Origin of the sequence: Gemmobacter fulvus (genome assembly GCF_018798885.1) — a bacterium.
Taxonomy (GTDB): domain Bacteria; phylum Pseudomonadota; class Alphaproteobacteria; order Rhodobacterales; family Rhodobacteraceae; genus Gemmobacter; species Gemmobacter fulvus.
Genome location: NZ_CP076361.1, coordinates 2,550,032 through 2,574,461, shown reverse-complemented (window position 1 = coordinate 2,574,461; position 24,430 = coordinate 2,550,032). Strand labels below are relative to the sequence as shown.

Sequence of the window (24,430 nt, the reverse complement as noted above, 5' to 3'; positions counted from 1 at the left end):
TGCACTCAGATCAGGTCAAGCGGGGTCAGACGAGCGGCAACCAGCGCCGTCCACTCTGCCAGTAGCGCCTCGTTCGGGGTGTGGCGCAGACCAAAGCGGGCCTGCGTCGCATAACGCGCCGATCCGGCGTTGCCAAAGGTCGCGGCCACGCGCGGCTGCCAATAGGCGATGGCTTTGCGCGCCGCGGCCCGGCCATCGTCGGTCGTGGCAATCTGTGCCAGCGCTTCCAGCCCCAGTTCGGCATGGCGCGCCTCACGCGGGGCGATGGCGCGGAACACCTCGGCCAGCGGCGCATAAGAAACGCGGGCCAGTTCGGCCAGTTGCACGCCAGTCGCAAGCCCCATCAGCACGTTCATCACCACCGCATCGGTCCAGCCCTGCAACGGGTAATGGAACACCGAGAGGCGCATGTCGCCGCCCGTGCGCACCGCGCCCAGATCGGCATCGCGCGCCACCCGCGCCGCCCAGTCATGCTGCACCTGATAGCGGTCGGTATCGGTGCCGAAACTGCCCATGACCGCCAGCACCCGTTCGGCGTGATCGGCCTTTTCCAGCGTGATCCGGCTGGCGGCAATGCGCTGCTTGATGCCGGGGGCCGCGTTGATCGTATCGGCAAAACCCGCCGATCCGGCCAGTTCGCTGTCCACAAAGGACGCCATCAGCCGCATCAGCTCGCCGCGATAGCGGGCAGGCACATTGCCGGGCGCTGTCAGCACCCCGCCCTGCGCCAGATAGTCTTCAAGCGGCATCGTATCGGGATTGGTCGTGTCGGACATGGTTTCCTCCCTCGTCCCGCTCATTCGTCGTAGCTGACGACAAGCCTGTCGCTCAGCGGGAAGGCCTGACAGCTCAGCACATAACCCGCGCGCACTTCGTAATCTTCCAGCGCATGGTTGACGGCCATTTCAACCTCGCCCTCCAGCACCTTGCAGCGGCAGGTGGAGCAGACCCCGGCCTTGCAGGAATAGGGCGCATCCAGATTGGCTTGCAGCGCCGCATCCAGCAGGCTTTGCCCCTGTTTCGGCATCTCGAAGCTGCGGGTCGCCCCATCCATCGTCACGGTGGCGTGGGTGGCATTGCCTGCCTCCAGTGCCGCTTTCGAGACGGTTTTGGCCTTGGCGCGGCCCGGCTGGCCGCTGGCGAACAGCTCGAACCGGATCTGCGCATCGGACAGCCCGTGGTCGCGCAACGCGGCGGCAATCGCCAGCATCATCGGCTCCGGCCCGCAGATGAAGGCGGTGTCGACCGAGGCCGGGTCAATCCAGCGCTGGAACAGCGCCGCCATCTTGGCCGCATCAATCCGTCCGGTGAACAGCTCGATCTCCTGCGCCTCGGCTTCCAGCACATGCAGCACCGAGAACCGCCCCAGATAGAGGTTCTTCAGATCCTCCAGATCCTCGCGGAACATGATGCTGCTGATCTGGCGGTTGGCATAGACCAGCGTGAACCGCGCCTTCGGTTCGCGCGCCAGCACCGTCTTGATGATCGACAGCAGCGGAGTAATGCCCGAGCCGCCGGCAAAGCCAAGGTAATGCTTGTCTGCCGCCGGTTCGATCGGGGTGAAGAACTTGCCCATCGGCGGCATCGCCTCGATCTCGTCGCCGGGGCGCAGATTCTCGTTGGCCCAGGTGCTGAAGGCGCCCCCCTCGACGCGCTTGATGCCTACGCGCAGAACCCCCTCATCGCGGCCCGCGCAGATGGAATAGGACCGGCGCAGTTCTTCGCCGTCAAAGGCGCGGCGGAAGGTCAGATACTGGCCTTGGGTGAAATCGAACAGGGCGCGATCCTCATCGCGCGGGGCGAGGGTCACCACCACCGCATCGCGCGTTTCGCGGCGGACCTCGGTGACCTTCAGGGGGTGGAAGCGTGCCATTTCGGGCTCCTGCCTATAAGGGTCGGGCGCATCGTCAGATGCATTTGAAATAATCGAAGGGTTCCAGACAGTCGGTGCAGCGGTAGCTGGCCTTGCAGGGGGTAGAGCCGAACTGGCTTACCTTTTCGGTATGGTTCGATCCGCAGCGCGGGCAGGTGATGACCAGATTGGCCCCGCCTGCCAAACGGCTGGCCCGCGCCACAAGGCGGCCATCCGCCGCCGTGCCATCCACCGGCGGCGCGATGCCATAGGCGCGCAGCTTGTCGCGGCCTTCGGCGCTGATCCAGTCGGTTGTCCAGGGCGGAGACAGGCGCCGCGCCAGACGCAGCTTCTGGATGCCATGGGTGCGCAAGGCGGTCTCGATATCCAGATTGATCACCGTGGTGGCGGGGCAGCCCGAATAGGTCGGTGTCACGGTGACAACCAGCGTATCCTCCTGCCATTCCACCGCGCGGATGATGCCCAGATCGGTCAGGCTGATCACCGGGATTTCCGGGTCCGGCACCTCGGCCAGCCAGCGCCAGATCTCGTCCACCGGGGGATGTGCGGCGGCCTGCATCGCGCTTACCAGACCGCGCCGGGATAGGCGCGTTGCAGAAACTGCATCTCGGCCAGAAGAAAGCCCAGATGTTCCGTATGCACACCGCGCTTGCCGCCCTTGTGCTGATAGCTGCCGCCCGGCAGGGTCAGCGTCGCCTCCGCCAGAACCTCGGCCACCACGGTATCCCATGCCGGTTTCAGCGTATCCGGCAGCGGCGCAATGCCCGCCTCGGCCACAGCCCGGTCCGCCTCGTCCGACAGGAACAATTCGCCGGTATAGGGCCAGAGCGTGTCCAGCGCCTTCTGCATCCGGCGGCGGCTCTCATCAGTGCCATCGCCCAGCCGGATCACCAGATCCGCAGAGCGTTCCAGATGATAGGCCACTTCCTTTTGCGCCTTGGCCGCAATTTCGGCCACGCGCGGATCGGCGGATCCGGTCAGGGCGCGCAGCAATTCCAGATGCCAGGCATCGAACAGGAATTGCCGCATCAGCGTATGGCCGAAATCACCATTCGGGCGCTCGACCAGCAGCACATTGCGGAACGCGCCTGCATCACGCAGAAACGCGATCTGATCGGCGCTGCGCCCCTGCCCCTCGACCTCGCCCGCAAGGCCCAGCCAGAACTGCGTCTGGCCGATCAGATCCAGCGCGGTATTGGCCAGCGCGATATCCTCTTCCAGCGCCGGCGCGTGGCCGCACCATTCCGACACGCGATGGCCCAGGATCAGGCAATTGTCGCCCGTCCTCAGCAGCCATTCCACCAAAGCCGCCTGGGTCATCACATATGCCCCACTTCTTCGGGAATCGTGAAGAAGGTCGGGTGACGATAGACCTTGGCATTCGACGGCTCGAACAGCGGGCCTTTTTCCGAGGGCGACGAGGCGGTGATGTCATTCGATTTCACCACCCAGATCGACACGCCCTCATTGCGGCGGGTATAGACATCGCGCGCATTCAGGATGGCCATTTCGGCATCCGGGGCGTGCAGACTGCCGACATGACGGTGGTTCAGACCATGCTGACCACGGATGAAGACCTCCCAGAGGGGCCATTCGCTGGACATCGGGTTCTCCTCCCAAAGCTTGGGTAATTTGGCTAGGGTCGGGGACGGCACGCCCCCGAAACATCGGTCAGATCATTCGGCGGCGTGTCTTGCGCTGGTGCGCCGCGCCTCGGCCTTACGGGCATGGGCCACCAGCCCCTCCCGGAACCAAGCGCCCTCCTCCCAGGCGGTGACGCGCGCGCCCAGCCGTTCGGCATTGCAGGGGCCATTGCCAGCGATCACATCGTAAAATTCGGCCCAGTCGGGTTCCGAAAAATCATGCCCGCCCTTTTCCTCGTTCCACACCAGATTGTCGTCCGGCACGGTCAGGCCAAGGTATTTCGCTTGCGGCACCGTCTGATCGACGAATTTCTGGCGCAGTTCGTCATTGGTGTTCATCTTGATCTTCCACGCCATCGACTGTGCGGAATGGACCGAGTCCTTGTCGGAAGGGCCGAACATCATCAGCGCCGGATACCAGAAGCGGTTCAGCGCATCCTGCGCCATCGCCTTCTGTTCGGGCGTGCCTGCGCACATCTTCATCATGATGTCGTAGCCCTGCCGCTGATGGAAACTTTCTTCCTTGCAGATGCGGATCATCGCGCGGCTGTAGGGGCCATAGCTGGTGCGTTGCAGCGGCACCTGATTCATGATCGCCGCCCCATCCACCAGCCAGCCCACCGCGCCCATGTCGGCCCAGGTCAGCGTCGGGTAATTGAAGATCGACGAATATTTCATCTTGCCGGAATGCAGTGCTTCCAGCAGCTCATCGCGCGAAACGCCCAGCGTTTCGGCGGCAGAATAGAGGTAGAGCCCATGCCCCGCCTCGTCCTGCACCTTGGCCAGCAGGATCGCCTTGCGTTCCAGCGTAGGCGCGCGGGTGATCCAGTTGCCTTCGGGCAATTGACCAACGATTTCCGAATGGGCGTGCTGGCCGACCTGACGGATCAGCGTCTTGCGATAGCCTTCGGGCATCCATTCCTTCGGCTCGATCTTCTCGCCCCGGTCGATCCGCTCCTGAAAGGCGATTTCTTCCGGGGTCATCTCGTCGCGCGATTTCGCGCCTTCGGATTTCACAAGCTGTGCATACATGGCTGGCTTTCCCTGTTCAGACGCGTTCGATGATGAGAGCGATGCCCTGCCCCACGCCGATGCACATGGTGCAGAGCGCATAGCGCCCGCCGGTGCGGTGCAGCTGGTACATGGCCGTGGTGACAAGGCGCGCGCCGGACATGCCGAGGGGATGCCCCAGGGCAATCGCGCCGCCATTGGGGTTCACATGCGCGGCATCATCGGGCAGACCCAGATCCCGCAGCACGGCCAGCGCCTGCGCGGCGAAGGCTTCGTTCAGTTCGATCACATCCATCTGGTCCAGCGTGAGCCCGGCGCGCGCCAGAACCTTGCGCACCGCAGGGGCCGGGCCAACGCCCATCACGCGCGGCTCCACCCCCGCCGCCGCCATGGCCACGATACGGGCCTTGGGCGTCAGGCCCTGCGCGCGGGCCATTTCGGCCGAGCAGATCGCCAGTGCCGCCGCGCCGTCATTGACCCCCGAGGCATTGCCTGCCGTCACCGTCAGATCGGGGCCATTCACGCCGCGCAGCTTTGCCAGCTGCTCTGCCGTGGTGCCGGGGCGCGGATGTTCGTCGGTGTCCACGATCAGCGGATCGCCTTTTTTCTGCGCGATGCTCACCGGCACGATTTCATCACCAAAGCGCCCGGCTGCCTGTGCCGCCGCCCAGCGCGCCTGGCTGCGCGCCGCAAAGGCATCCTGATCGGCGCGGCTGATGCCGTGATCCGCCGCCACATTATCCGCCGTTTCCGGCATGGAATGGGTGCCATAAAGCTTTTTCAGCGCCGGATTGGGAAAGCGCCAGCCAATCGTCGTGTCATAGACCGCCGTGCTGCGCGAAAAGGCGGTCTCGGCCTTGGGCATCACGAAGGGGGCGCGGGTCATGCTTTCCACGCCGCCTGCGATGACAAAGTCGCAATCCCCAGCCCGGATCGCCCGCGCCGCCATGCCGACGGCATCCATGCCCGAGCCGCAGAGCCGGTTGACCGTGGTGCCCGGCACGCCGATGGGCATACCCGCCAGCAGCACCGCCATCCGGCCCACATTGCGGTTGTCCTCGCCCGCCTGATTGGCACAGCCGAAGATCAGGTCATCCACCTGCGTCCAGTCCACCTGCGGATTGCGCGCCATCAGCGCCTTCAGCGGCAGCGCCGCCAGATCATCGGCCCGGATCCCGGCCAGCGCGCCACCATAGCGCCCGATGGGTGTGCGTATCGCGTCGCAGATGAAAGCTTCCGACATGCGCGCTGTCCTCCCGTGTGTCTGCTGAGGCTGGCGCATCTCCCAATTCGCCAACCGATCGGTCAACGTATAGCGCCAAAGCATCACGCAATAAAGAGATTTATTGCAATTTATGTGATGCTTTTACCGTTGCGGCAGACGCACCGTGAAAAAGTATTCATTTTCTTGTATTTATCTCCGGTCAGCCTTCGGCCAGTGTCCGCAGCCGCGCCTGCGTTTGCGGCGTCTGGGCAGGCAACAGCCCGCTGCCGCCGTCAAAATGGGCGCCGACATACGAATCAGCCCGCGCCGACAGCAGCGGATAAAGCTGTGCAAACAGCGCCCGCGCCGCCGCGCCGGGCCAGTCAGCAGGCAGTGCGGCCACCGGCAGGCGCGGGTCGCGCAACAGAACGCCACGATAGGCATGGACCAGCAACAGCCGCGCCACCAGCGCCTGCGCCGGGCCAAGCGCGCCGCCCTGCGCCAGCCATGTGGCAACCGGGCGGAACTGCGCAATCATTGCGTGATAACCAGCGGCATGGCTGTCCAGCGGCCAGAGACCTGCCACATAGGTGGGCAGATCCGCGCCGCCCATCGCCACCTCGGCGCGGAAGACGAGGCCGGGCACGGCCATCGCCCCGTCATGCGCGGGCCGCAGATAGAGGTCGGCCCCGATCCGCGCCAGCCCCGCGCGACGGATCACGTCATCGGCCAGACCCGGCGCATGGTGAATCATCCAGCCTGTCGCATCGGATGCCGGGCCATAAAGCAACCGTGCCGCTGCCGCGAACTCCTGCCCCGCCGCCTCGGCCAGACGGTAATAGCTGCGCCGCCCCACGCGCTCGCCCACCAGTTGCCCCGCCGCCACCAGACGCGACACCGCCGTGCGCACCAGCGTTTCGCTGATGCCAAGGGCCGCGCAGATCTCGACCAGCGCGCCCATCCACAAGACCCCGCCACGTGGCACCACCACATCGCCATAGATCGTGACGATCATCGCCGTCGCCCGCAACGGCACCGCTGCCAGCAGCGTTGCGATCAGGCCCTGTTCCCTGCTGTCGGTCTGCGTCATGCCCACCCCTGCCATCCGGGCCAGACCTAAGCGGCGCGCAGGCGTCTTGTCAAACCGCCGTCGTCAGCGCCGATAGGCGAAGGCCGGGCTGTCGCCCACCGGCACATCGGCCAGAAGCCGGTCGACCACGCCGCGATGCGCCGAATGACGGCAGACCGGATCGGCGGCGCGGGCATCGCCCGCCAGCGCCAGCGCCTGACAGCGGCAGCCGCCATGGTCGATGTGGCGGCGGTCGCAACTGCGGCACGGCTCCTGCATCCAGTCCTCGCCGCGATAGGCGTCAAACGCGGCAGAGCGATACCAGATGTCGGCCAGCGGCACCTCGGTCGCCTTGGGAAACACCAGCCCCGGCAGCGTCGCCGCCGCATGGCAGGGCAACACCGTGCCATCCGGCGCGATGTTCAGCCCGGTCGAACCCCAGCCGCCCATGCAGGCCTTGGGGTAATCGGCGTAGTAATCGGGCGGCACGAAATCCAGCACCATGCGCCCGTGATACTGCGGGCGGGCGGCTTCTACCACACGTTTGGCCTCGTCGACCTGCGCGCGGGTCGGCTGCAATGCGCTGCGGTTCTTCAACGCCCAGCCGTAAAACTGCACACAGGCGACCTCGATCCGCCGCGCGCCCAGATCGGCGGCAAAATCAATCGCCTGCCGCAGATCACCGATATTCTCGCGGTGCATCACCGCGTTGAGCGTCAGCGGCAGGCCGCGCGCCGTGATCGAGCGTGCGATGGCCAGCTTGCGGTCATAACCGCCCTTGTAACCGCCGATCCGATCAGCCATCGCCGCCGTCACCCCTTGCAGCGACAATTGCACATGATCGACGCCCGCTGCCTCCAGCGCGTCCAGCCGTGCCTCGGTCAGCCCGATGCCCGAAGTGATCAGGTTGACATAAAGCCCGGCCCGCCGCGCCGCCGCCACCAGCGCCTCCAGATCCCGGCGCGAGGCGGGTTCTCCGCCCGACAGATGCACCTGCAACACCCCGAGCGCTGCCGCCTGATCAAAGATCCGCGCCCAGGCATCGGTGTCCAGCTCTGCCTCGCGCGCCAGCAGGTCCAGCGGGTTGGAACAATAGGGGCAGGCCAGCGGGCAGCGATGTGTCAGCTCGGCCAGAAGCGCAATCGGCGGGGCGGAAGGCGGCGCGTCACGCATGGTAATCCACCAGTCGCTGCGCCTGAAGATCATCCAGAAAGTCCCGCACGTCCGCGCCGATTTCGGCCACGGGCGCGTCATAGCGCACTGCCAGCCGGGCCACGATCTCGTCCAGCGCCGCGCCGTCCAGCTCGGCCAGGATCGCCGCACCGATCTCGTCCAGGATCAACGCCCGTTCGGGGCCAAGCAGCACCGGCACGCCGCGCACCCGATCCTGATGCAGGCGCACGCCGCGCGGCAGCCGGGGGATGAGGGCCATCACAGCTGCCCCTCGCCGGGTCGCCAGGCACCGGGTGGGATATTGCCCGCCACATAGCCATGCCACAGCGCATCCAGTTGCGCCCACAGCACCTCGGTCTTGAAGGTCAGCGCGCCAAGGGCGGCCTCTTGGTCGGCGCGGGTCAGCGCCCGGTCCAGCACCCAGTTCAGCGTGAAGGCCACATCCTTTGGCGCTTCGCCCAGCCGGTGTCGGAAATAGGACACCGTGGTCGGATTGGCAAAGCTGTAATGCGCCAGAAGACCTTCGATCCGCGCCGTATGGATCGCGGGCGCGAACATCTCGGTCAATGAGGCGGCCATGGCCGCAATCAGCGGCTCGTCCCGCACGAAGCGGATATAGGCCTCCACCGCAAAGCGGGTGGCGGGCATCACGCCGCGCCCCGAGGCGACATAATCGGGGTCCAGCCCCACACCCTCGGCCAGTTTCAGCCAACGCCGGATGCCGCCACCCTCATGCTCCCCGCCGTCATGGTCCTTGATCCGCGATCGCCAGATGCGGCGCAGATCCGGATCGGTGCAGCGCGACAGAAAGGCCGCGTCCTTCATCGGGATGCGCGATTGGTAATACCAGCGGTTGATCACCCAGGCCTGCACCTCTTCCATGGTGCAGTGGCCGGAATGCAGCCGGTGATGGAAGGGATGTTTGTCGTGATAGCGGTCAACGCCGATCTGGCGCAGACGCGCCTCCAGCGTGGCGCGGGTGAGCGAAAGTTCCGTCATAACACGATCTCCATGCCATCAGCGGCAAGCTCCCATCCGGCGGCAAACAGGGCGGCGCGTTCCGGCGCGCCCGGCAGCAGAACGGGGTTGGTGTTGTTGATATGCGTATAGACCCGCCGGGCGGTCAGCCCCGCCAACCGCGCAAGGCTGCCCTCCGGCCCCGACATCGCCAGATGCCCCATGCGCGCGCCGGTCTTTGCCCCGGTGCCAGAGCGCTGCATATCGTCATCGGCCCAGACCGTGCCATCAAACAGCAGCAGATCCGCCTCGGTCAGCCGGTCACACAGCCAGTCGGGCAGATCGGCACAGCCCGGCAGGTAATGCAGCACCCGACCGCCCTGCACGATGCGCAGACCAATGGTCTGCTCGCCCATCGCCCGCGTCTCGACCTCGGGCCCTTCCAGATACAGCGCCACCTTGCCCGGCACGGCATAGGCGATGATCTCCAGCCCCGGCAGCGGGCAGAACGGCTGATCCAGCGTGATGGCAACCGGCGTCACCAGCGCAGGATCCAGCACCGCAAACACCGCGTTTTCGGCCAGAACCGTCAGGGTCGATGCGGTGGCAAACAGCCGGAACGGCGTCTTTTCCCGCAGGCTCAGCAACCCGGCGATATGATCCACATCGGCATTGGTCAGAACAACAGCGGCCACCGGGCTGTCGCGCAGCCCGCGTGGATGCAGCGCAGGCGTGGCCGCAAGTTGCTGGCGCAGATCAGGCGAGGCATTGAGCAGCACCCACGCCTGCCCATCTGCCGACAGCGCCAGCGAAGATTGCGTCATCGCCGCAATCTCGCCGGCCCGCGCTGCCCGGCATTGAGGGCACCCACAGTTCCACTGCGGCAGCCCACCGCCCGCACCAGCCCCGAGCGTCCTGATGATCATCGCGCCCGTCGGCTCAGATCACGCCGCCGCCGCTGCGGTCATCCTCGGCGGGGCCATACATGTTGATCTCCATGCCACAGGCGATCTGCTTCACGACAGGTTTTTTCCAGGCCATGTTCGTCTCTCCTCCCTTGCGTTGACAGGGCCACGCGGCCCCTGCAACAGAGGTTAGGCAAGAATGCGCAACTCGGAAATCAGACCTTGGTGGCGGATCGGGCAAATAGCCCGCAGGGTGCGACCAAATCATTGTTTTTCATGGCAAAGGATGGTGCTGTGAGAGAGGATTGAACTCTCGACCTCTCCCTTACCAAGGGAGTGCTCTACCACTGAGCTACCACAGCATCCTGCGCGTCGGCGGCTTCCCGCCCGGCGTGGCGGCTGATTAGACGCATTCTCAGCGGGGTGCAAGCGCAATCTGGACCCTTTTTTGCACCTGCGTTACAGAAGGCTGCATGAAGTCACCCTCCGATCCCCCGCCCCGGTCCGATGGCACCAGCCCTGACAGGCCCGCAGCGCAAGCTGCGCAGAGGCCGTCTGGCGGCGCAAAGACGCGCGAAGACAGGCTGAAAGCCGCGTTGAAAGCCAATATGGCCAAACGCAAGGCACAGACCCGCGCGCGGCGCTCTGGGGAAGAGGCCGACACAGACGTGAACAATAACGAGAAAGAATGAGGCGGGACGATGGATTCGATTCTGGTGCGTGGCGGTGGCGAGCTCAACGGGGTGATTCCCATCGCAGGGGCGAAGAACGCCTGCCTCACGCTGATGCCGGCCACGCTGCTGACCGAAGAGCCGCTGACGCTGACCAATGCGCCGCGCCTGTCGGACATCCGCACCATGACGCAACTGCTGCAATCGCTGGGGGCCGAAGTCTCCAGCCTGCAAGGCGGCAAGGTGCTGGCGATGTCATCGCATGACATCCACAATCATACGGCGGATTATGACATCGTGCGCAAGATGCGCGCCTCGATCCTTGTGCTGGGGCCGATGCTGGCGCGTGACGGTCATGCCATCGTGTCGCTGCCCGGCGGCTGCGCCATTGGCGCGCGCCCGGTCGATCTGCACCTGAAGGCGCTAGAGGCGATGGGGGCCGAGCTTGATCTGCGCGACGGATATGTGCATGCCAAGGCGCCGGGCGGGCGACTGAAGGGCGCTGTGGTCGAATTCCCGATCGTCTCGGTCGGCGCGACGGAAAACGCGCTGCTCGCCGCCACCTTGGCCAAAGGCACCACGGTGCTGAAAAACGCCGCGCGTGAACCGGAAATCGTTGATCTGGCACAATGCCTGCGCCGGATGGGCGCGCAGATCGAGGGCGAGGGCAGCAGCACGATCACCATTCAGGGCGTTGACCGGCTGGGCGGGGCCACGCATCCGGTGGTGACCGACCGCATCGAACTGGGCACCTATATGCTGGCCCCGGCGATCTGCGGCGGCGAGGTGGAATGTCTGGGCGGGCGACTCGATCTGGTCGGGGCCTTTGCGGAAAAGCTGGATCAGGCCGGGATTTCGGTGACCGAAACCGAACGCGGCCTGAAAGTGGCGCGCAAGAATGGCCGGGTCAAGGCGGTCGACGTGACCACAGAGCCCTTCCCCGGCTTCCCGACCGATCTGCAGGCGCAGATGATGGCGCTGCTCTGCACCGCCGAGGGCACGAGCGTTCTGGAAGAGAAGATCTTCGAGAACCGCTTCATGCACGCGCCGGAACTGATCCGCATGGGCGCAAAGATCGACGTGCATGGCGGCCATGCCACCGTGACCGGCGTTGAACGGCTGCGTGGCGCGCCGGTGATGGCCACCGATCTGCGCGCCTCGGTCTCATTGATCCTTGCCGGTCTTGCCGCCGAAGGCGAAACCGTGGTCAGCCGGGTCTATCACCTCGACCGCGGATATGAGCATGTCGAAGACAAGCTGGGAGCCTGCGGCGCCCAGATCGAAAGGATCAAGGGCTGATGGCTGACGCGCGTTTTGAAGACGGGGCCGAATCGCCCCTGTATCTGGGGGCCGAGGATGCCGAGGATCTCAAGATCCTCGCCGCCCTTGTTCAAGACGCGGTGTTTCCCATCACGGAGATGACCTATCAGCGGCAGCGCCGGGAATTCGCGCTGCTGCTCAACCGCTTCCGCTGGGAAGACCGCGAGACGGCGGATCGCGCGGGCCGGGGCTATGAACGGGTGCGCGCCGGGCTGCTGATCCGCGATGTGCTGGCGGTGCGCAGCCAAGGCATCGACCGGGCCGCACAGAGCACGATCCTGTCGCTGCTGGATATCAGCTTTGCGCCGGGCGCGGATGGCACCGGCACACTGACCCTGACGCTGGCAGGCGACGGCGCGATTGCACTGGATGTCGAGACGCTGGATGTCACCCTGCGCGACGTCACGCGCCCCTATCTTGCGCCGTCGCGCAAGGCCCCCGATCACGGCCCCTGAAGATGGATATTTGAACCAAGATAAAATGCGCTTTCATCTTGGCCAAAATATCCCGGGGTCCGGGGCAGCGCCCCGGGGCTTCGACGCTTGAGACGGCAGCCCAAGGCGGCTATCACTCCCCCAACACAAGACCGGAGGCCCGCCATGCCGCATTTCCTCACCACCCAAGATGCCGGCTTCGAGGCGGCGTTCACCGCCCTTCTGGGCATGAAACGCGAGGACAGCCCGGATGTGGATGCCACGGTCGCGGCGATCATCGCCGATGTGCGCGCCCGTGGTGATGCGGCGGTGATCGAACTGACGGCGAAGTTCGACCGGCTGGAGCTGACACCCGAAACGCTGGCCTTCACCGCCGCCGAGATTGCCGCCGAAGTGGCCAAGGTCTCGGCCGAGGACCGCGCCGCGCTGGAACTGGCGGCTACGCGCATCCGCGCCTATCACGCGCGCCAGATGCCCGAAGACCAGATGTGGCAAGAGGACAATGGCGCGCAGCTCGGCTGGCGCTGGACGCCGGTTTCGGCGGCCGGGCTGTATGTGCCGGGCGGGCTTGCCTCTTATCCGTCCTCGGTGCTGATGAACGCCATTCCGGCCAAGGTGGCGGGGGTAGCGCGGCTGGCCATCGCCTGTCCGACACCGGGCGGGGTGGTCAATCCGCTGGTGCTGCTGGCGGCGCAGATCGCCGGGGTCGATGTGATCTACCGCATCGGCGGCGCGCAGGCGATTGCGGCGCTGGCCTATGGCACCGACAGCATCGCTGCGGTCGACAAGATCACCGGCCCCGGCAATGCCTTTGTCGCCGCCGCCAAACGGCGCGTGTTCGGCAAGGTGGGCATCGACATGATCGCAGGCCCGTCCGAGATTCTGGTGATTGCCGATGGCGACACCGATCCCGATTGGGTCGCGCTGGATCTGCTCAGCCAGGCCGAGCATGACGAATCAGCCCAATCCATCCTGATCACCCCCGATGCCGCCTATGCCCGCACCGTGACTGCGGCAGTGGAAAAGCGGTTGGAAACGCTGGAGCGGCGCGCCATTGCCGGTGCAAGCTGGCGTGACTTCGGCGCGGTCATCGTGACCCGCGATCTGGAGGAGGCCGCCGCCCTGTCGAACCGCGTCGCCCCCGAACATCTGGAGCTTTGCGTGGCCGACCCTGATGCGCTCAGCGCCCGGATCACCCATGCGGGGGCGATCTTCCTTGGTGGCTGGACACCGGAGGCCATCGGCGATTACGTTGGCGGCCCGAACCACGTTCTGCCTACCGCCCGTTCGGCACGGTTTTCGTCAGGTCTTTCTGTCATGGATTTTCTGAAGCGCACGACCCTTGCCAAGATGACCCCGGAAGCCTTGGCCGCCATCGGCCCGGCAGCGGAGCGCCTTGCCATTTCTGAAAGCCTCGAAGCGCATGGGCTGTCGGTCCGCGCCCGCCTCAACCGTCTGAACGGAACGCACTGATGACGAACCGCATCTGCCATATCGACATCGACGAGCGCGGGCTGAAAGCCGCCACGCCGGAAATCGAACAGGAACGCCGCGTCGCCATCTTTGATCTGCTGGAAGACAACAGCTTTGCCCTGCCCAAACGCGAGGATCGCGCGGTGCCGGATGGCCCCTACCGGCTGGCGCTGGCCATCCGCGAAGGCCGGCTGGTGTTTGACATCGCCTCGGAATCCGCAGAGCGGCTGGGCGAGTTTCATCTGTCGCTCGGGCCGTTCCGGCAGGTGGTGAAGGATTACTTCCAGATCTGCGAAAGTTATTTCGACGCGGTGAAGCGTCTGCCCCCCAGCCAGATCGAGGCGATCGACATGGCCCGGCGCGGCATCCACAATGAGGGGGCGCGTGTGTTACAGGAACGGCTGACCGGAAAGGCCGATGTCGATCTCGATACCGCCCGCCGCCTGTTCACCCTGATCTGCGTGTTGCACTGGGGCTGATCTTGAGCGGTTTTCCCTCCTCGGTTCTGTTCTGTTGCGACCACAATGCCGTGCGTTCGCCCATGGCCGAAGGGCTGATGAAAAAATTCTACGGCCAGCGCGCCTATGTGCAATCGGCCGGGGTGCATAATGACATGGAGATTGACGGCTTTTCGATTGCCGTCTGCAAGGAGCTGGACATCGAACTGGGCCGCCACCGCTCGCGCTCGTTCGAAGAGATGCAGGAATGGGGCGATGATCTCAGCCAGTTCGACCTGATCATCGCCCTGTCCCCCGCCAGTCAGCGCATGGCGCTGGAACTGACCCGGTTCTTTCATCTCGATGTGGAATACTGGCCGATCCTCGATCCCACTGGCCTTGGTGAAAGCCGCGAGTCCAAGCTTGCCTCGTATCGGCAGGCCCGTGATCAGATCCGCGAGCGGATGATTGCCCGCTTTGGTCCGCCGACAGAACCCGAAGAAAACAGCTCTGCCGACGCGGCGGCCTGAGGGCGTTTGGCCGAGGTCGCAAAAGGCCCACCAGATGTCTGTGAGGGCCTTGGCCGCGCGCCCGAAACCATGTCAGACATGAAGCGCCGCGCGGGGAAACGCCCCGCCCCTGCCAAAACGGAGATGCCGATGACCCGCGCCACCCTTGAAGCCTATTATGCCGCGTTCAACGCCGGAAACGCGCAGGGCATGCTCGATTGCGTCACGGATGGCATCGAGCATCGCGTCAATGAAGGCGCGATCCGGTTCGGGCGCGAGAAGTTCGCCGAATTCTGCTCGCATATGGGGGTCAGCTACCGCGAACAGCTGAAGGATATGGTGATCTTCGTGAACGAGGATGGCACGCGCGGCGCGGCGGAATTCGTGGTGCATGGCGAATATCTGCAAACCGACCCCGGCCTGCCCGAGGCAAAGGGCCAGACCTATATCCTGCCCGCCGGGGCGTTTTTCGATCTTCAGGACGGCAAGATTGCGCGCGTCACCACCTTCTACAACCTCAACGACTGGATCGCACAGGTTTCGAAGTGATCGAGACCCGCACCCTGACCGGCGCGGCGCTGGATGCAGCGCTGGACGATGTGGCCCGGCTGCGCATCACTGTGTTCCGCGAATGGCCTTATCTGTACGATGGCACGCTCGCCTATGAGCGGGACTATCTGCAAACCTACCGCGACAGTCCGGGTGCCCTGCTGGTCGGCGCCTTTGATGGCACGCGGCTGATCGGCGCCTCGACCGGAACCCCGATGGAGGATCACGCCGCCGATTTCGCGGCCCCGCTCGCGGCCCTTGGCCTGCCGCTGGAGACGATCTTTTACGGTGCCGAATCCGTGCTGCTGCCCGCCTATCGTGGTCAGGGGCTGGGGCATCGTTTCTTTGACGCGCGCGAGGCCCATGCCCGCGCGCTGGGGCGCAGCCATGTCGCCTTCTGTTCGGTCAAACGCCCCGACAGCCATCCGATGCGCCCGGCCAGCTTTCGCACCAATGATGCGTTCTGGCAGAAGCGGGGCTATGCGCCGCTGCCGGGCGTAATGGCCGAATTTGCCTGGAAAGATCTGGGCGACGCCGAAGAAACCAGAAAGCCGCTGCAATTCTGGATGCGGGCGCTGTAACGCGCGCCCCCTTACCAGCCGGAGCCACCGATGAAAGTTGCCGCCGCAGCCTATCCGCTTGATTTCTTCGCCGATTTCGCCGGTTTCGAGGCGAAGCTCACCGCCTGGGTAAGCGAAGCGGCGGGGGCCGGGGCAGAGCTTCTGGTGTTTCCCGAATATGGCGCGATGGAGTTGGGAAGCCTTGGCGGCCCTGCCATCGCCGCCGATCTGGAAGCCTGTCTGCACGAGGTCGCCCGCTGGCAGCCCCGCGTCGACGCGATTTACTGCGCGCTGGCAGCGCAGCATGGTCTGCATATCCTCGGCGCGTCGGCCCCGGTGTTTCTGGCAGACCAGTCCCGCCCGGTGAACCGCGCCACCTTTTATGGTCCGCAGGGTATTCTGGGCCATCAGGACAAACAGATCATGACCCGGTTCGAGCGGGAAACATGGTTCGTCGCTCCCGGTCAGGGGCTGACGTTGTTTGACACACCACTTGGCCGCATTGGCGTGATGATCTGCTATGACAGCGAATTCCCCCTGCTGTCGCGTGCCCTGATCGAGGCCGGGGCCGAGATTCTGCTGGTGCCCTCCTGCACCGATACGTTCCGTGGCTTTACCCGCGTGCGCGTGGGATCCATGGCGCGCGCACTGGAGAATCAGTGCGTCGTGATCCATGCGCCCACCGTCGGCCTGTGCGATTTCTGCCCGGCGGTGGATGAAAATGTGGGCTCTGCCGCCATCTATGGCCCGCCCGACGCAGGATTCCCCGAGGATGGCATCTTTGCGCAGACCCCGCTCAATACCCCCGGCTGGGCTTATGCCGACATCTCGCGCGCAGCCATTGCAGAGGTGCGCCGCAACGGTGGTGTGCTCAATACCCTGCACTGGGCAGAACAGGCCGCACGCATCGACGCGGGCGTGACGCGCGCCTGAATTGTACCCTTTGCGTTTTTGCCCTTGAATTATTGGGGGAACAGGCGCATTTACCCGCCGGTGCCTGCGCTTGGACGCGGGCGAAACCCTATTGGAGTGAACATGGCCAAGGAAGAACTGCTCGAATTCCCCGGTGTCGTGAAGGAACTCCTGCCGAACGCGACATTCAAGGTCGAGCTGGAAAACGGCCATGAATTGATCGCGACGATGGCAGGCAAGATGCGCAAGAACCGCATCCGTGTTCTGGCTGGCGACAAGGTGCAGGTTGAAATGACCCCCTATGACCTGTCGAAGGGTCGCATCAACTATCGCTTCAAATAACGTGAGCGCGGCCCGAACCGTGGACCCCGGTGTTCGGGACACCCCACGCGGAGACTTGCCATGCGCCTGATCCTCGGATCTGCGAGCCCGCGCCGGAAGGATCTTCTGGCGCAGCTCGGCATCATACCCGATGCCATCCTGCCCCCTGACATTGACGAAGACCCGAAGAAGGCCGAACTGCCGCGCCCCTATTGCGCGCGGCTGGCCCGGGAAAAGGCGCAGGCCGTGGTGGCGGGCGACGAGGATGTCGTGCTTTGCGCCGATACCACCGTGGCGCTGGGTCGCCGCATTCTGGGCAAACCTGCCAATGTTGCCGAAGCGGCGTCGTTCCTGACGCTGCTGGGCGGGCGCCGCCATCAGGTGATCACCGCTGTTGCCGTGCGGCGCGGCCCGCGCATCTGGTGCCGCGAGGTCGTCACCGATGTGAAGATGAAGCGCCTGTCGGATCTGGAGCTGAACACCTATCTGGCCAGCCAGGAATGGCAGGGCAAGGCCGGTGGTTATGCGATTCAGGGGCTGGCCGGGGCATTCATCCCCTGGATCTCCGGTTCTTTCACCGGCGTCGTTGGCCTGCCCGTGGCGGAAACCGCCGCATTGCTAGCCGCAGCCGGCTATCCCATTTACAGAGGTGACGCATGAAGGGCCGCGTAATCGTGCTGGATCAGATCGCAGGGCGGGATGCCGCAGCGCTGGTCGTGGATGGCGTTCTGCAAGATCTGGCCGTGGATCCGGTGGGTGACGCCCCCCTGCCCGGCGCGATTTTCCGTGGCATCGTGGATCGGCCGATGAAGGGCCAGGGCGGTGTGTTTGTCAAACTGCCCGATGGCCAGTCCGGCTTTTTGCGGCAGGTGTCGGGGCTTGCCCCCGGACAGGCCGTGCTGGTGCAGCTGACCGGGGCCGCCGAACCGGGCAAGGCCCTGCCGGTCTCGACCCGCATCCTGTTCAAAAGCCAGTTCGCCATCATCACCCCCGGCGCGCCGGGGCGCAACATCAGCCGCCGCATCCGCGACGAGGATCTGCGCGCCGATCTGGCCGCCCTTGCCGAAGCCGGAATGGAGGGCGCTGCCGCCGATCTGGGCCTGATCCTGCGCTCTGCCTGCGAGACAGCGGACGAGGCCGAGATTGCCGAAGACATTTTGGCCATGCGCGATCTCGCCACGGCGGTTCTGGCCGATATCAAGGGCGGCCCGGAACTGCTGGTGGAGGGGGCCAGCGCCCATGAACAGGCCTGGCGCGACTGGACCGACCCGGCCCCAGATGAGGTGGCCGAGGGCGCAGGCAGCTTTGCCGATCATGGCGTGGCAGAGCTGCTGGACGATCTGCTGTCGCCCCGCATCACCCTGCCCGGTGGCGGCCATGCCTATATCGAACCCACGCGCGCGCTGGTTGCCGTGGATGTGAACACCGGCAATGACACCACGCCTGCGGCGGCGCTGAAGGCCAATATCGCCACCGCCCGCGACCTGCCGCGCCAGCTGCGCCTGCGTGGGCTGGGCGGGCAGGTCGTGGTCGATTTCGCGCCGATGCCGAAGAAAGACCGCGCCGTGCTGGATCAGGTGCTGCGCGCGGCGTTCAAGGGCGAAGCCTCGGAGACCAGCCTGTCAGGCTGGACCAATCTCGGGCTTTACGAACTGGTGCGCAAACGCGACCGCCTGCCTCTGGCCGAACTGATCGGAGCAGCCCCATGAGCTGCCCGATCTGCCAGAAGGACAGCGATCCGAAATACCGTCCCTTCTGTTCGCGCCGCTGCGCCGACATTGATCTGGGCCGCTGGCTCAAGGGCAGTTATGTTATCCCCGGCCCGGCGCAGGAAGAAGACGATCCCGCACCACAAGAAACGCCGAAGCACTGACTTTTTTCCGAAATCCCTCTGGACAGCCCCGACGCCCTCGCTTAATACCGCCCCACCAAACGGCATCACGCCAAGGATGCCCGGATAGCTCAGTTGGTAGAGCAGCGGATTGAAAATCCGCGTGTCGGCGGTTCAAATCCGTCTCCGGGCACCATTTTACAATCCATCCCTGAGATGTAGTGTAAGACCTTGAACGGATAGGTGGTTTCTGCGGTTCGAAGGCCTTCTTTTCGACTGAACGCGAGGGGCGCGGCGAAAACCAATCTTAGTACAGTTCGCTTGACAACGAATCCTCCCTTTTTCCAGATTTCATAAGGGTTTGCGAGGAAGCGCATCGCGAGTTCGAACATTTTGTCGAAGCTGACCGCAGGAGCGTCCAGTTTGTCTGTCTCCTCAGCTAGTTTGACCTTCTCGGCTTGCAGTTCCGCCACCCTACGTTCGTATGCCTCGGCGACGGAATCGTTGCTGGTTCGCGAGGCTCGTTCGAGAAGTTGTTCAACTTCCCTTTCAATCTGATTGGCTTTGGTTCGAAGCCTTTGCTGCTCGTCCTTTGACTGAGCAGAGCGACGGTCCCACGCATCCCTGAACATGCGTTCGGCGAGTTCGAAAGTATTTTGATTGGGCACAACCGCCTTCAGAAGATCGCTGAAAACATCCTCGATCTTGTCCTTACGGATCGGCTTGCCCTTTTCGGCACAGTCGCGGTAATGGCACAGGTAGTAAGGGTACTTCTTGCCCGTACGGCTCTGTGACCAGCACGCCGTCAGTCGACGCCCGCAGGAGTCGCAGACAAGGAAGCCACGAAGCGGGAAGTCCTGATCAATGTCCTTGCGAGCAGGTACGACGTTCCTTTCATTCAGGCGATCCTGAATTATGAGGTAGGTATCGTACGAGATGAGGGGCTCATGGACTGCCTTGGTGAGAGGTACTCCCCAATCCTCTTTCTCGACGTACCCGGCATAGGCTACATGTCTTAGCAGGAAAGTGACACGGTCAAACCGGACCTCGGTGCCCTGATAGTCTTTCGGGAACTCGGCCTTGGTGTCGAGGAACCGTTTCACTTCAGCCTGAGACTGAAATCGGCCAGTTGCAAAACCATTGAGTGCTTCTGCCAAGATAGATGCGACGGGGTCATCACGAACGAGTGTCTTACCGCCGCCGCGCGCCTTCTCGTAGCGGTATCCGGGAGGTGCACGGAAAACCCAGTAGCCAGTCTTCATGCGTGCGATGCTACGGCTGTGAGACTGTTCAGCGTTGCTTTCGCGACCATGAGACGCAACCGACATCATGATGTTACCGATGAGGCGTGAATTCGAATCCTCACCGAATTTTTGCTTAGGGCTTTCCAAGACCGCACCGAGCGATGTGATCTTCCCGCGCAGTTCAGTATATGCACCAACGTCCCGGGCAAGGCGGGATACGTCGTCGAAGACGACGACGTATTCATGGGCCTTCACGCTCTTAAGATAGGCAATCAGCGCGTTCATGCCGGGCCGCACCGCGTACTTGCCCGAGATCACGTCAGTGAAAACGTCGAGGATGTCGTAGCCGCATCGTTCAGCATACTCGCGGCAGCTTTGTTCCTGACTGGTCAGTCCGGCTCCGTCGCTGGTCTGTTTCGTTGATGATACGCGGCAGTAAATGACGCACTTCTTGCGGACAATTTTGGGGTGGCGGTCAAGCATTGGGATTCCTCTGTAATGATCAGGCGGCGTCGCGCCAGAATTCTTCGATGGTTCGAATGATTTCGCGATTCAGGTCTTCTCCGATGGTGAGGCCCGGTAAAGCGTGCTGAAGGGGGTGTACGCCGTAACCAAGATCAGTGAAGGCGACGATCACCGACCACAGCGCTGCAAGGAAGTCGGTCCTCTGCTTCGCATTCAAATCGCTACCGTCGAGAAGTGCCTGATAGTGCTCGGTATCGATTTCCACGTGTCCGTGGGGGCGGTGCTGCGCAATTACATTCATAGGCCGCGTGGTTTTGATTTCGGCTTCGTGGAGCAAAGTCATTTTCGAACCCTCCTTACATAAACGCCTCATCGCGGATCGATTTGGCTTGAGGCTATGTTCTCAAATTATAAATCAAAATCAATGCTTTGCTTGTGTAAGAGTAAATGACATTGGCCCGCCCCAGAAAATGGCACATCTGTTTGCGCCAACTACATCAACTTGCTAGCATTATTCTCCAAAAATGATGCAAGTAAAATAAAATGGTACATTCCTGATGTGCCATTGCGCTTCCTGCAGTCAATATGAATTACATAATGTGATTTATAATTGCGAGAATCGGGGAGAAATTGTGCTAGATGGGCTGGGTCGTGTTAATGCGAGCAAGTACCAGAAACGTCCTATTGATATCCAAAAATTGACCGTAGCAGCATAGACGTTGGAAGGAGAACATCTTCCAGAATATTTTGTGGCTTGCCTTGCGTTAGCCGGAGCCTGAACACACCACAGACAAATCCGAAACTCGAGGTAGACGCCGTTAAGCTCATGCAAGGCGGCTTTGAGCTGTCGTTGCTCGGCGAATCAACAGCCTGTCAATAGACGAGAGGCCCTTGATTTCATCTATGGGCAGGCTTGCAATAGCTGAAAGGGCTGCCGCATAGTCGTCCGGCCTACCCAAATAACGCAACAAGCGTTCTGACAGCGGAACCGGTATGCCCATCTCATCAAGCTCTTTCATCCAAGGAGGGCGAAACCATGATTCAAGCTGCAAAGCAAAGAAGCTGTATCCAGCCTTAAAGTTGGGATTGATCTCAAGAATTAGAGCATTCACCGCCGCTACAGATGTCGCCTGATTAAATTCACATGATCCCAAGAATTCAAATGCACGTTCTATGCCATCCTGCACTTCGTCACTAGAAAATGTAGTCTGAAACCAGAGGAGGAAGCTGCCTAGATTTGGAAGTTTAAGTAACTTACCCCAAGCCCAAGCTGTCTGCTTCGCGGAAAGGCGAACCGTTCTATCACTTTTTGAATTAAGAAGCGGGCGGATTAGTTCACAAACAGTAATCCTTTGATTGTAATCCGGATATCCAGACCATTCCAAGCGATGAGGTTGGTCCAAAAGAATCTTCCGAACTTCTTTTTTTACATCACTCAGAACGTCAGCCCCAAAATGACCAAACATCTTTAACGTATCTACGCTCAAATCATACTTGAGAGGCAATGATAACTGCCTAGTTCGCCCCGCATCGCTAAGTTGTTCCGTATCGTAGTTTATCAAGATGTAATCATCTGATTCATCAGGGGCTGAGAGTACAGGTATGTCGACGCCGAGGTCCGTGTGCTTTGGAGGTGTATAATAAAGATAGACCTTTCCCACAAAGTGCTTCATCATCCGCCCCACCCGCCCGCGAATATTCGCGAATGAGAAGTAATCCAGCGGCGTTAAGTTTATTTCATTGTCATAAATAAAAACATTCTCAGCAGACGTATTTACACCTTCAATGAGAGTTGAAGTGCAGATCATAACTGGTAGCTCGCCATCATTGAAAAGCTGAACAAAAAACTGAGCGACTGATCGGGGAATTTTACCATGATGCACTCCGATTCCATGCTTGCATGCGTCGGCCAAAAACCATTCGCCGTGGAAGTTTTCCTTAAGCCAGTTTGAGATTTCAACGCCCATCGGAGAATCGAAATGAATTTCGTTGACCAGAAGTTCTTTGACTAGTTTCCGGGCTGAACCCGGTGATCTTGTATACACTAGAGATTGCTGGCCTTCTACGCCGCGCAGGTCTGAGATGAACGAGGGAAGTCTTTGATCCAAGTTGGAGCGGTCAATCGTGTTCACTGTAACAGTCTGATACTCTGATCTCATAAAAAGAATTCGCTCCTTCCAAACGGGACCTGCGTTTAGATGCGCTATGTGAGGACCGGCCAGAAAGAATTGCTTTGATATCCGCAAGGCACGATATAGTGCGACATTGAGAGCGCGATGTCGATGGTCATCACGACGTGGATCAAGTTTGTAAAATTCGTCGATGAAGAGAAAATCTATGTTATCTATGTCCTCTCTGTTGAGAAATCGCTCTTGTGTCAGGACAAATATAGCTTGATCGGACTTTCGAATATCTGATCTTTTCGATATGATTTGGTACATATCGCCGAAATTCTTTTCCAGCCTGCGTCGAGTCTCATCAATTAGGGCGATAGTTGGAACGATTACTACTGTGCAGATTGGTCTGCTGGTCGCTATGAAGGCATCAACCACAAGACTCTTTCCAAAGCTTGTGGGGGCACTGAGAGCGATATTCTCGCCCGCCTCAAGGTGGGTTAGGACTTCCATTTGTTTGGCATGAAGATAGATTTTATTGTCAAGTTGCACCGCAAATGCTTCCATCGCGGCGGAACGCAAAGTGTTCAGATTTTCGAGGGCTACATACGGGTACAATCCACATTCTTCAGCCAAGTGCTCAATAGCGTCGTGACAACCATATGGAATTTGACCTTTCTCGCTTGCATCCAGCAATCTTATAGAAATTTCGAGGGCGCACGGATTTTCATATCGACGTGACGAACTGACGATGCTCGCCTCAAGAATAGCATCGAAAACTTCATTTCCCGTGAGAATTCTCTCGGAGCTAAGATTTCGCAAAATTTCGAGTGAATTCACGCGAATGCCTCCAGCATCTTGTCAAAGTGCGAAATCAGTACCGTCTTCAAGTGCATTGGAATAAAAATAAGTTGAATTGTGATTTTTATATCAAGCCCTTTGGAGATGAATTCATTATGAAGTGTTGCTATTTCTTTGGTTAGTGCCTCTGAATATTCAGCCGTTAGCTTCTTGGAGCTGGCTACCGACTTGCTTTCATAGCATATTAAAACTGGTACAACCGATCTTTTAATCAGCTCGTCGCTGGATGTATTTCTGTGAAAAAATTTTCGAATCTCATCGGCTTTTGGAAAGTCTGCGGGTATATGGCCGTAGATCATTGCCTTCTCGGTGTCGAGAAATGTTGGTAGAAGGTGATTGCGAATTGAATTCAGCGCGTCATTTATTGCGGCAGTCGGGTTTTTGTAAAATTTTGACTCTCCGAGCCAAAATTCAATCTGGTCTCCTGTGTAAACGACGTGAACCGCGTCAAATCCTTTTACGGTGTCATTGTGACTAGTCTTCAAGACCAGTTTGCACAAGACCGGAAGGGTATTGAATTGTTGAACACACGCGATATGCAGGAGTATTTCACCGATCTCCCCTCGGCTCAAAGTCTTCTTGGTCCGGTAGATGTGTGCGGCCGCGAGTTCAACGCGTTCATGCCAGTTCCCCGTGTCGAAGGTATCTCGACGGGTTTGGTCAAGGGCTACCTGTGGAAGCCATGCAAAAATGTGAGCGGCGAGCTTTTTTGCCCGCCACTCGTCGCCTTCGTACCCCGCACAAAGCGTATAGGCAGTGTGATCGCCAAGCACGGTTGTGCAGCGGATTTCAAGAAACGGGTCTGGGATGCTCGACAAACTGCTCACACAATTGATGCACTCATTCGCCGAGTATGCGCGCGCGAATTCTACCGCAAGATGTTGTGGCGGGTGC

The 24,430-nt window shown here is 61.5% G+C and carries 28 protein-coding genes, 2 tRNA genes and 1 pseudogene; 13 read left to right on the top strand and 18 right to left on the bottom strand.

Going from position 1 to position 24,430, the window contains the following annotated elements:
- Window positions 1–5: 5 nt before the first annotated feature.
- The 14 genes from KM031_RS12530 to KM031_RS12465 all read right to left on the bottom strand — a co-directional run bounded on the left by KM031_RS12530 (window position 6) and on the right by KM031_RS12465 (window position 10,197).
- The gene (locus tag KM031_RS12530) at window positions 6–776 is read right to left on the bottom strand and encodes a Phenylacetic acid catabolic protein (protein WP_215507407.1); all 771 of its coding nucleotides are present in this window, start codon (window positions 774–776) and stop codon (window positions 6–8) included.
- Window positions 777–796: 20 nt separating this feature from the next.
- Entirely contained in the window at window positions 797–1,873 is a 1,077-nt protein-coding gene (gene paaE / locus KM031_RS12525; RefSeq protein ID WP_215507409.1) for a 1,2-phenylacetyl-CoA epoxidase subunit PaaE, read from the bottom strand.
- 34 nt (window positions 1,874–1,907) lie between these two features.
- The gene (gene paaD, locus KM031_RS12520; protein ID WP_215507411.1) at window positions 1,908–2,432 is read right to left on the bottom strand and encodes a 1,2-phenylacetyl-CoA epoxidase subunit PaaD; all 525 of its coding nucleotides are present in this window, start codon (window positions 2,430–2,432) and stop codon (window positions 1,908–1,910) included.
- Window positions 2,433–2,437: 5 nt separating this feature from the next.
- Window positions 2,438–3,193, bottom strand: a complete 756-nt coding sequence (paaC, locus tag KM031_RS12515) for a 1,2-phenylacetyl-CoA epoxidase subunit PaaC (protein ID WP_215507412.1) — start codon at window positions 3,191–3,193, stop codon at window positions 2,438–2,440.
- Window positions 3,193–3,477, bottom strand: coding sequence for a 1,2-phenylacetyl-CoA epoxidase subunit PaaB (paaB, locus tag KM031_RS12510; protein WP_215507414.1), 285 nt, complete (start codon window positions 3,475–3,477; stop codon window positions 3,193–3,195). The genes paaC and paaB overlap by 1 nt, the downstream gene beginning before the upstream one ends.
- Window positions 3,478–3,549: 72 nt before the next feature.
- Window positions 3,550–4,548: a 1,2-phenylacetyl-CoA epoxidase subunit PaaA gene (gene paaA, locus KM031_RS12505; RefSeq protein WP_215507416.1), complete on the bottom strand. Its 999-nt coding sequence runs from the start codon at window positions 4,546–4,548 to the stop codon at window positions 3,550–3,552.
- A gap of 16 nt (window positions 4,549–4,564) precedes the next feature.
- Window positions 4,565–5,770 carry a 3-oxoadipyl-CoA thiolase gene (gene pcaF, locus KM031_RS12500; protein ID WP_215507419.1) on the bottom strand — a complete coding sequence of 402 codons (1,206 nt, stop codon included), beginning with the start codon at window positions 5,768–5,770 and terminating at the stop codon, window positions 4,565–4,567.
- 181 nt (window positions 5,771–5,951) lie between these two features.
- Window positions 5,952–6,821: a PaaX family transcriptional regulator C-terminal domain-containing protein gene (locus tag KM031_RS12495; RefSeq protein ID WP_215507421.1), complete on the bottom strand. Its 870-nt coding sequence runs from the start codon at window positions 6,819–6,821 to the stop codon at window positions 5,952–5,954.
- A gap of 63 nt (window positions 6,822–6,884) precedes the next feature.
- Complete coding sequence (gene pqqE, locus KM031_RS12490; protein ID WP_215507452.1) at window positions 6,885–7,973, bottom strand: pyrroloquinoline quinone biosynthesis protein PqqE; 1,089 nt, start codon at window positions 7,971–7,973, stop codon at window positions 6,885–6,887.
- Complete coding sequence (gene pqqD / locus KM031_RS12485; protein WP_215507423.1) at window positions 7,966–8,232, bottom strand: pyrroloquinoline quinone biosynthesis peptide chaperone PqqD; 267 nt, start codon at window positions 8,230–8,232, stop codon at window positions 7,966–7,968. The genes pqqE and pqqD overlap by 8 nt, the downstream gene beginning before the upstream one ends.
- The gene (pqqC, locus tag KM031_RS12480) at window positions 8,232–8,972 is read right to left on the bottom strand and encodes a pyrroloquinoline-quinone synthase PqqC (RefSeq protein WP_215507425.1); all 741 of its coding nucleotides are present in this window, start codon (window positions 8,970–8,972) and stop codon (window positions 8,232–8,234) included. The genes pqqD and pqqC overlap by 1 nt, the downstream gene beginning before the upstream one ends.
- Window positions 8,969–9,856, bottom strand: coding sequence for a pyrroloquinoline quinone biosynthesis protein PqqB (gene pqqB / locus KM031_RS12475; RefSeq protein WP_215507427.1), 888 nt, complete (start codon window positions 9,854–9,856; stop codon window positions 8,969–8,971). Before pqqB ends, pqqC begins: the two co-directional genes overlap by 4 nt.
- A gap of 13 nt (window positions 9,857–9,869) precedes the next feature.
- A complete protein-coding gene (pqqA, locus tag KM031_RS12470; protein ID WP_215507429.1) occupies window positions 9,870–9,971 on the bottom strand; it encodes a pyrroloquinoline quinone precursor peptide PqqA in 102 nt (33 codons plus the stop codon).
- Window positions 9,972–10,122: 151 nt separating this feature from the next.
- Window positions 10,123–10,197: transfer RNA gene (locus KM031_RS12465), tRNA-Thr, on the bottom strand.
- A 339-nt stretch (window positions 10,198–10,536) separates the two neighbouring features.
- Between KM031_RS12465 and murA the strand changes: the two genes are divergently transcribed.
- The 13 genes from murA (at window position 10,537) to KM031_RS12400 (ending at window position 19,048) form a co-directional block, all read left to right on the top strand.
- The gene (murA, locus tag KM031_RS12460; protein ID WP_215507431.1) at window positions 10,537–11,805 is read left to right on the top strand and encodes a UDP-N-acetylglucosamine 1-carboxyvinyltransferase; all 1,269 of its coding nucleotides are present in this window, start codon (window positions 10,537–10,539) and stop codon (window positions 11,803–11,805) included.
- Window positions 11,805–12,281 (top strand): DUF2948 family protein, encoded by a 477-nt coding sequence (locus KM031_RS12455; protein WP_215507432.1) that lies wholly within the window; start codon window positions 11,805–11,807, stop codon window positions 12,279–12,281. Before murA ends, KM031_RS12455 begins: the two co-directional genes overlap by 1 nt.
- Before the next feature lie 144 nt (window positions 12,282–12,425).
- Entirely contained in the window at window positions 12,426–13,733 is a 1,308-nt protein-coding gene (hisD, locus tag KM031_RS12450) for a histidinol dehydrogenase (RefSeq protein ID WP_215507434.1), read from the top strand.
- Complete coding sequence (locus KM031_RS12445) at window positions 13,733–14,212, top strand: UPF0262 family protein (protein WP_215507436.1); 480 nt, start codon at window positions 13,733–13,735, stop codon at window positions 14,210–14,212. Before hisD ends, KM031_RS12445 begins: the two co-directional genes overlap by 1 nt.
- 62 nt (window positions 14,213–14,274) lie before the next feature.
- Window positions 14,275–14,700, top strand: coding sequence for an arsenate-mycothiol transferase ArsC (locus tag KM031_RS12440; RefSeq protein ID WP_246567333.1), 426 nt, complete (start codon window positions 14,275–14,277; stop codon window positions 14,698–14,700).
- A 129-nt stretch (window positions 14,701–14,829) separates the two neighbouring features.
- Window positions 14,830–15,228 (top strand): ketosteroid isomerase-related protein, encoded by a 399-nt coding sequence (locus KM031_RS12435; protein WP_215507438.1) that lies wholly within the window; start codon window positions 14,830–14,832, stop codon window positions 15,226–15,228.
- A complete protein-coding gene (locus KM031_RS12430; protein WP_215507454.1) occupies window positions 15,228–15,809 on the top strand; it encodes a GNAT family N-acetyltransferase in 582 nt (193 codons plus the stop codon). Before KM031_RS12435 ends, KM031_RS12430 begins: the two co-directional genes overlap by 1 nt.
- A gap of 30 nt (window positions 15,810–15,839) precedes the next feature.
- A complete protein-coding gene (locus tag KM031_RS12425) occupies window positions 15,840–16,721 on the top strand; it encodes a carbon-nitrogen hydrolase family protein (protein ID WP_215507439.1) in 882 nt (293 codons plus the stop codon).
- Between the two features lie 102 nt (window positions 16,722–16,823).
- On the top strand, window positions 16,824–17,042 hold the full coding sequence (gene infA, locus KM031_RS12420) for a translation initiation factor IF-1 (protein WP_054301515.1): 219 nt from the start codon (window positions 16,824–16,826) through the stop codon (window positions 17,040–17,042).
- A 60-nt stretch (window positions 17,043–17,102) separates the two neighbouring features.
- Entirely contained in the window at window positions 17,103–17,681 is a 579-nt protein-coding gene (locus tag KM031_RS12415) for a Maf family protein (RefSeq protein ID WP_215507440.1), read from the top strand.
- Window positions 17,678–18,730 (top strand): ribonuclease E/G, encoded by a 1,053-nt coding sequence (locus KM031_RS12410; RefSeq protein ID WP_215507441.1) that lies wholly within the window; start codon window positions 17,678–17,680, stop codon window positions 18,728–18,730. The genes KM031_RS12415 and KM031_RS12410 overlap by 4 nt, the downstream gene beginning before the upstream one ends.
- Window positions 18,727–18,894, top strand: coding sequence for a DNA gyrase inhibitor YacG (locus KM031_RS12405; RefSeq protein ID WP_215507442.1), 168 nt, complete (start codon window positions 18,727–18,729; stop codon window positions 18,892–18,894). Before KM031_RS12410 ends, KM031_RS12405 begins: the two co-directional genes overlap by 4 nt.
- A gap of 78 nt (window positions 18,895–18,972) precedes the next feature.
- A tRNA-Phe gene (locus KM031_RS12400) sits at window positions 18,973–19,048 on the top strand.
- Between the two features lie 493 nt (window positions 19,049–19,541).
- On the opposite strand, the pseudogene KM031_RS22700 reads toward KM031_RS12400, so the two are convergent.
- From KM031_RS22700 to KM031_RS12385, 4 genes and pseudogenes are all read right to left on the bottom strand, one after another.
- Window positions 19,542–20,579, bottom strand: a pseudogene (locus KM031_RS22700) (recombinase family protein); the annotation flags it as partial.
- 19 nt (window positions 20,580–20,598) lie between these two features.
- Window positions 20,599–20,904, bottom strand: coding sequence for a hypothetical protein (locus KM031_RS12395; protein ID WP_215507444.1), 306 nt, complete (start codon window positions 20,902–20,904; stop codon window positions 20,599–20,601).
- A gap of 481 nt (window positions 20,905–21,385) precedes the next feature.
- Entirely contained in the window at window positions 21,386–23,515 is a 2,130-nt protein-coding gene (locus KM031_RS12390; RefSeq protein ID WP_215507446.1) for a DEAD/DEAH box helicase, read from the bottom strand.
- Complete coding sequence (locus KM031_RS12385) at window positions 23,512–24,363, bottom strand: HamA C-terminal domain-containing protein (RefSeq protein WP_260691936.1); 852 nt, start codon at window positions 24,361–24,363, stop codon at window positions 23,512–23,514. The genes KM031_RS12390 and KM031_RS12385 overlap by 4 nt, the downstream gene beginning before the upstream one ends.
- Window positions 24,364–24,430: the final 67 nt, after the last annotated feature.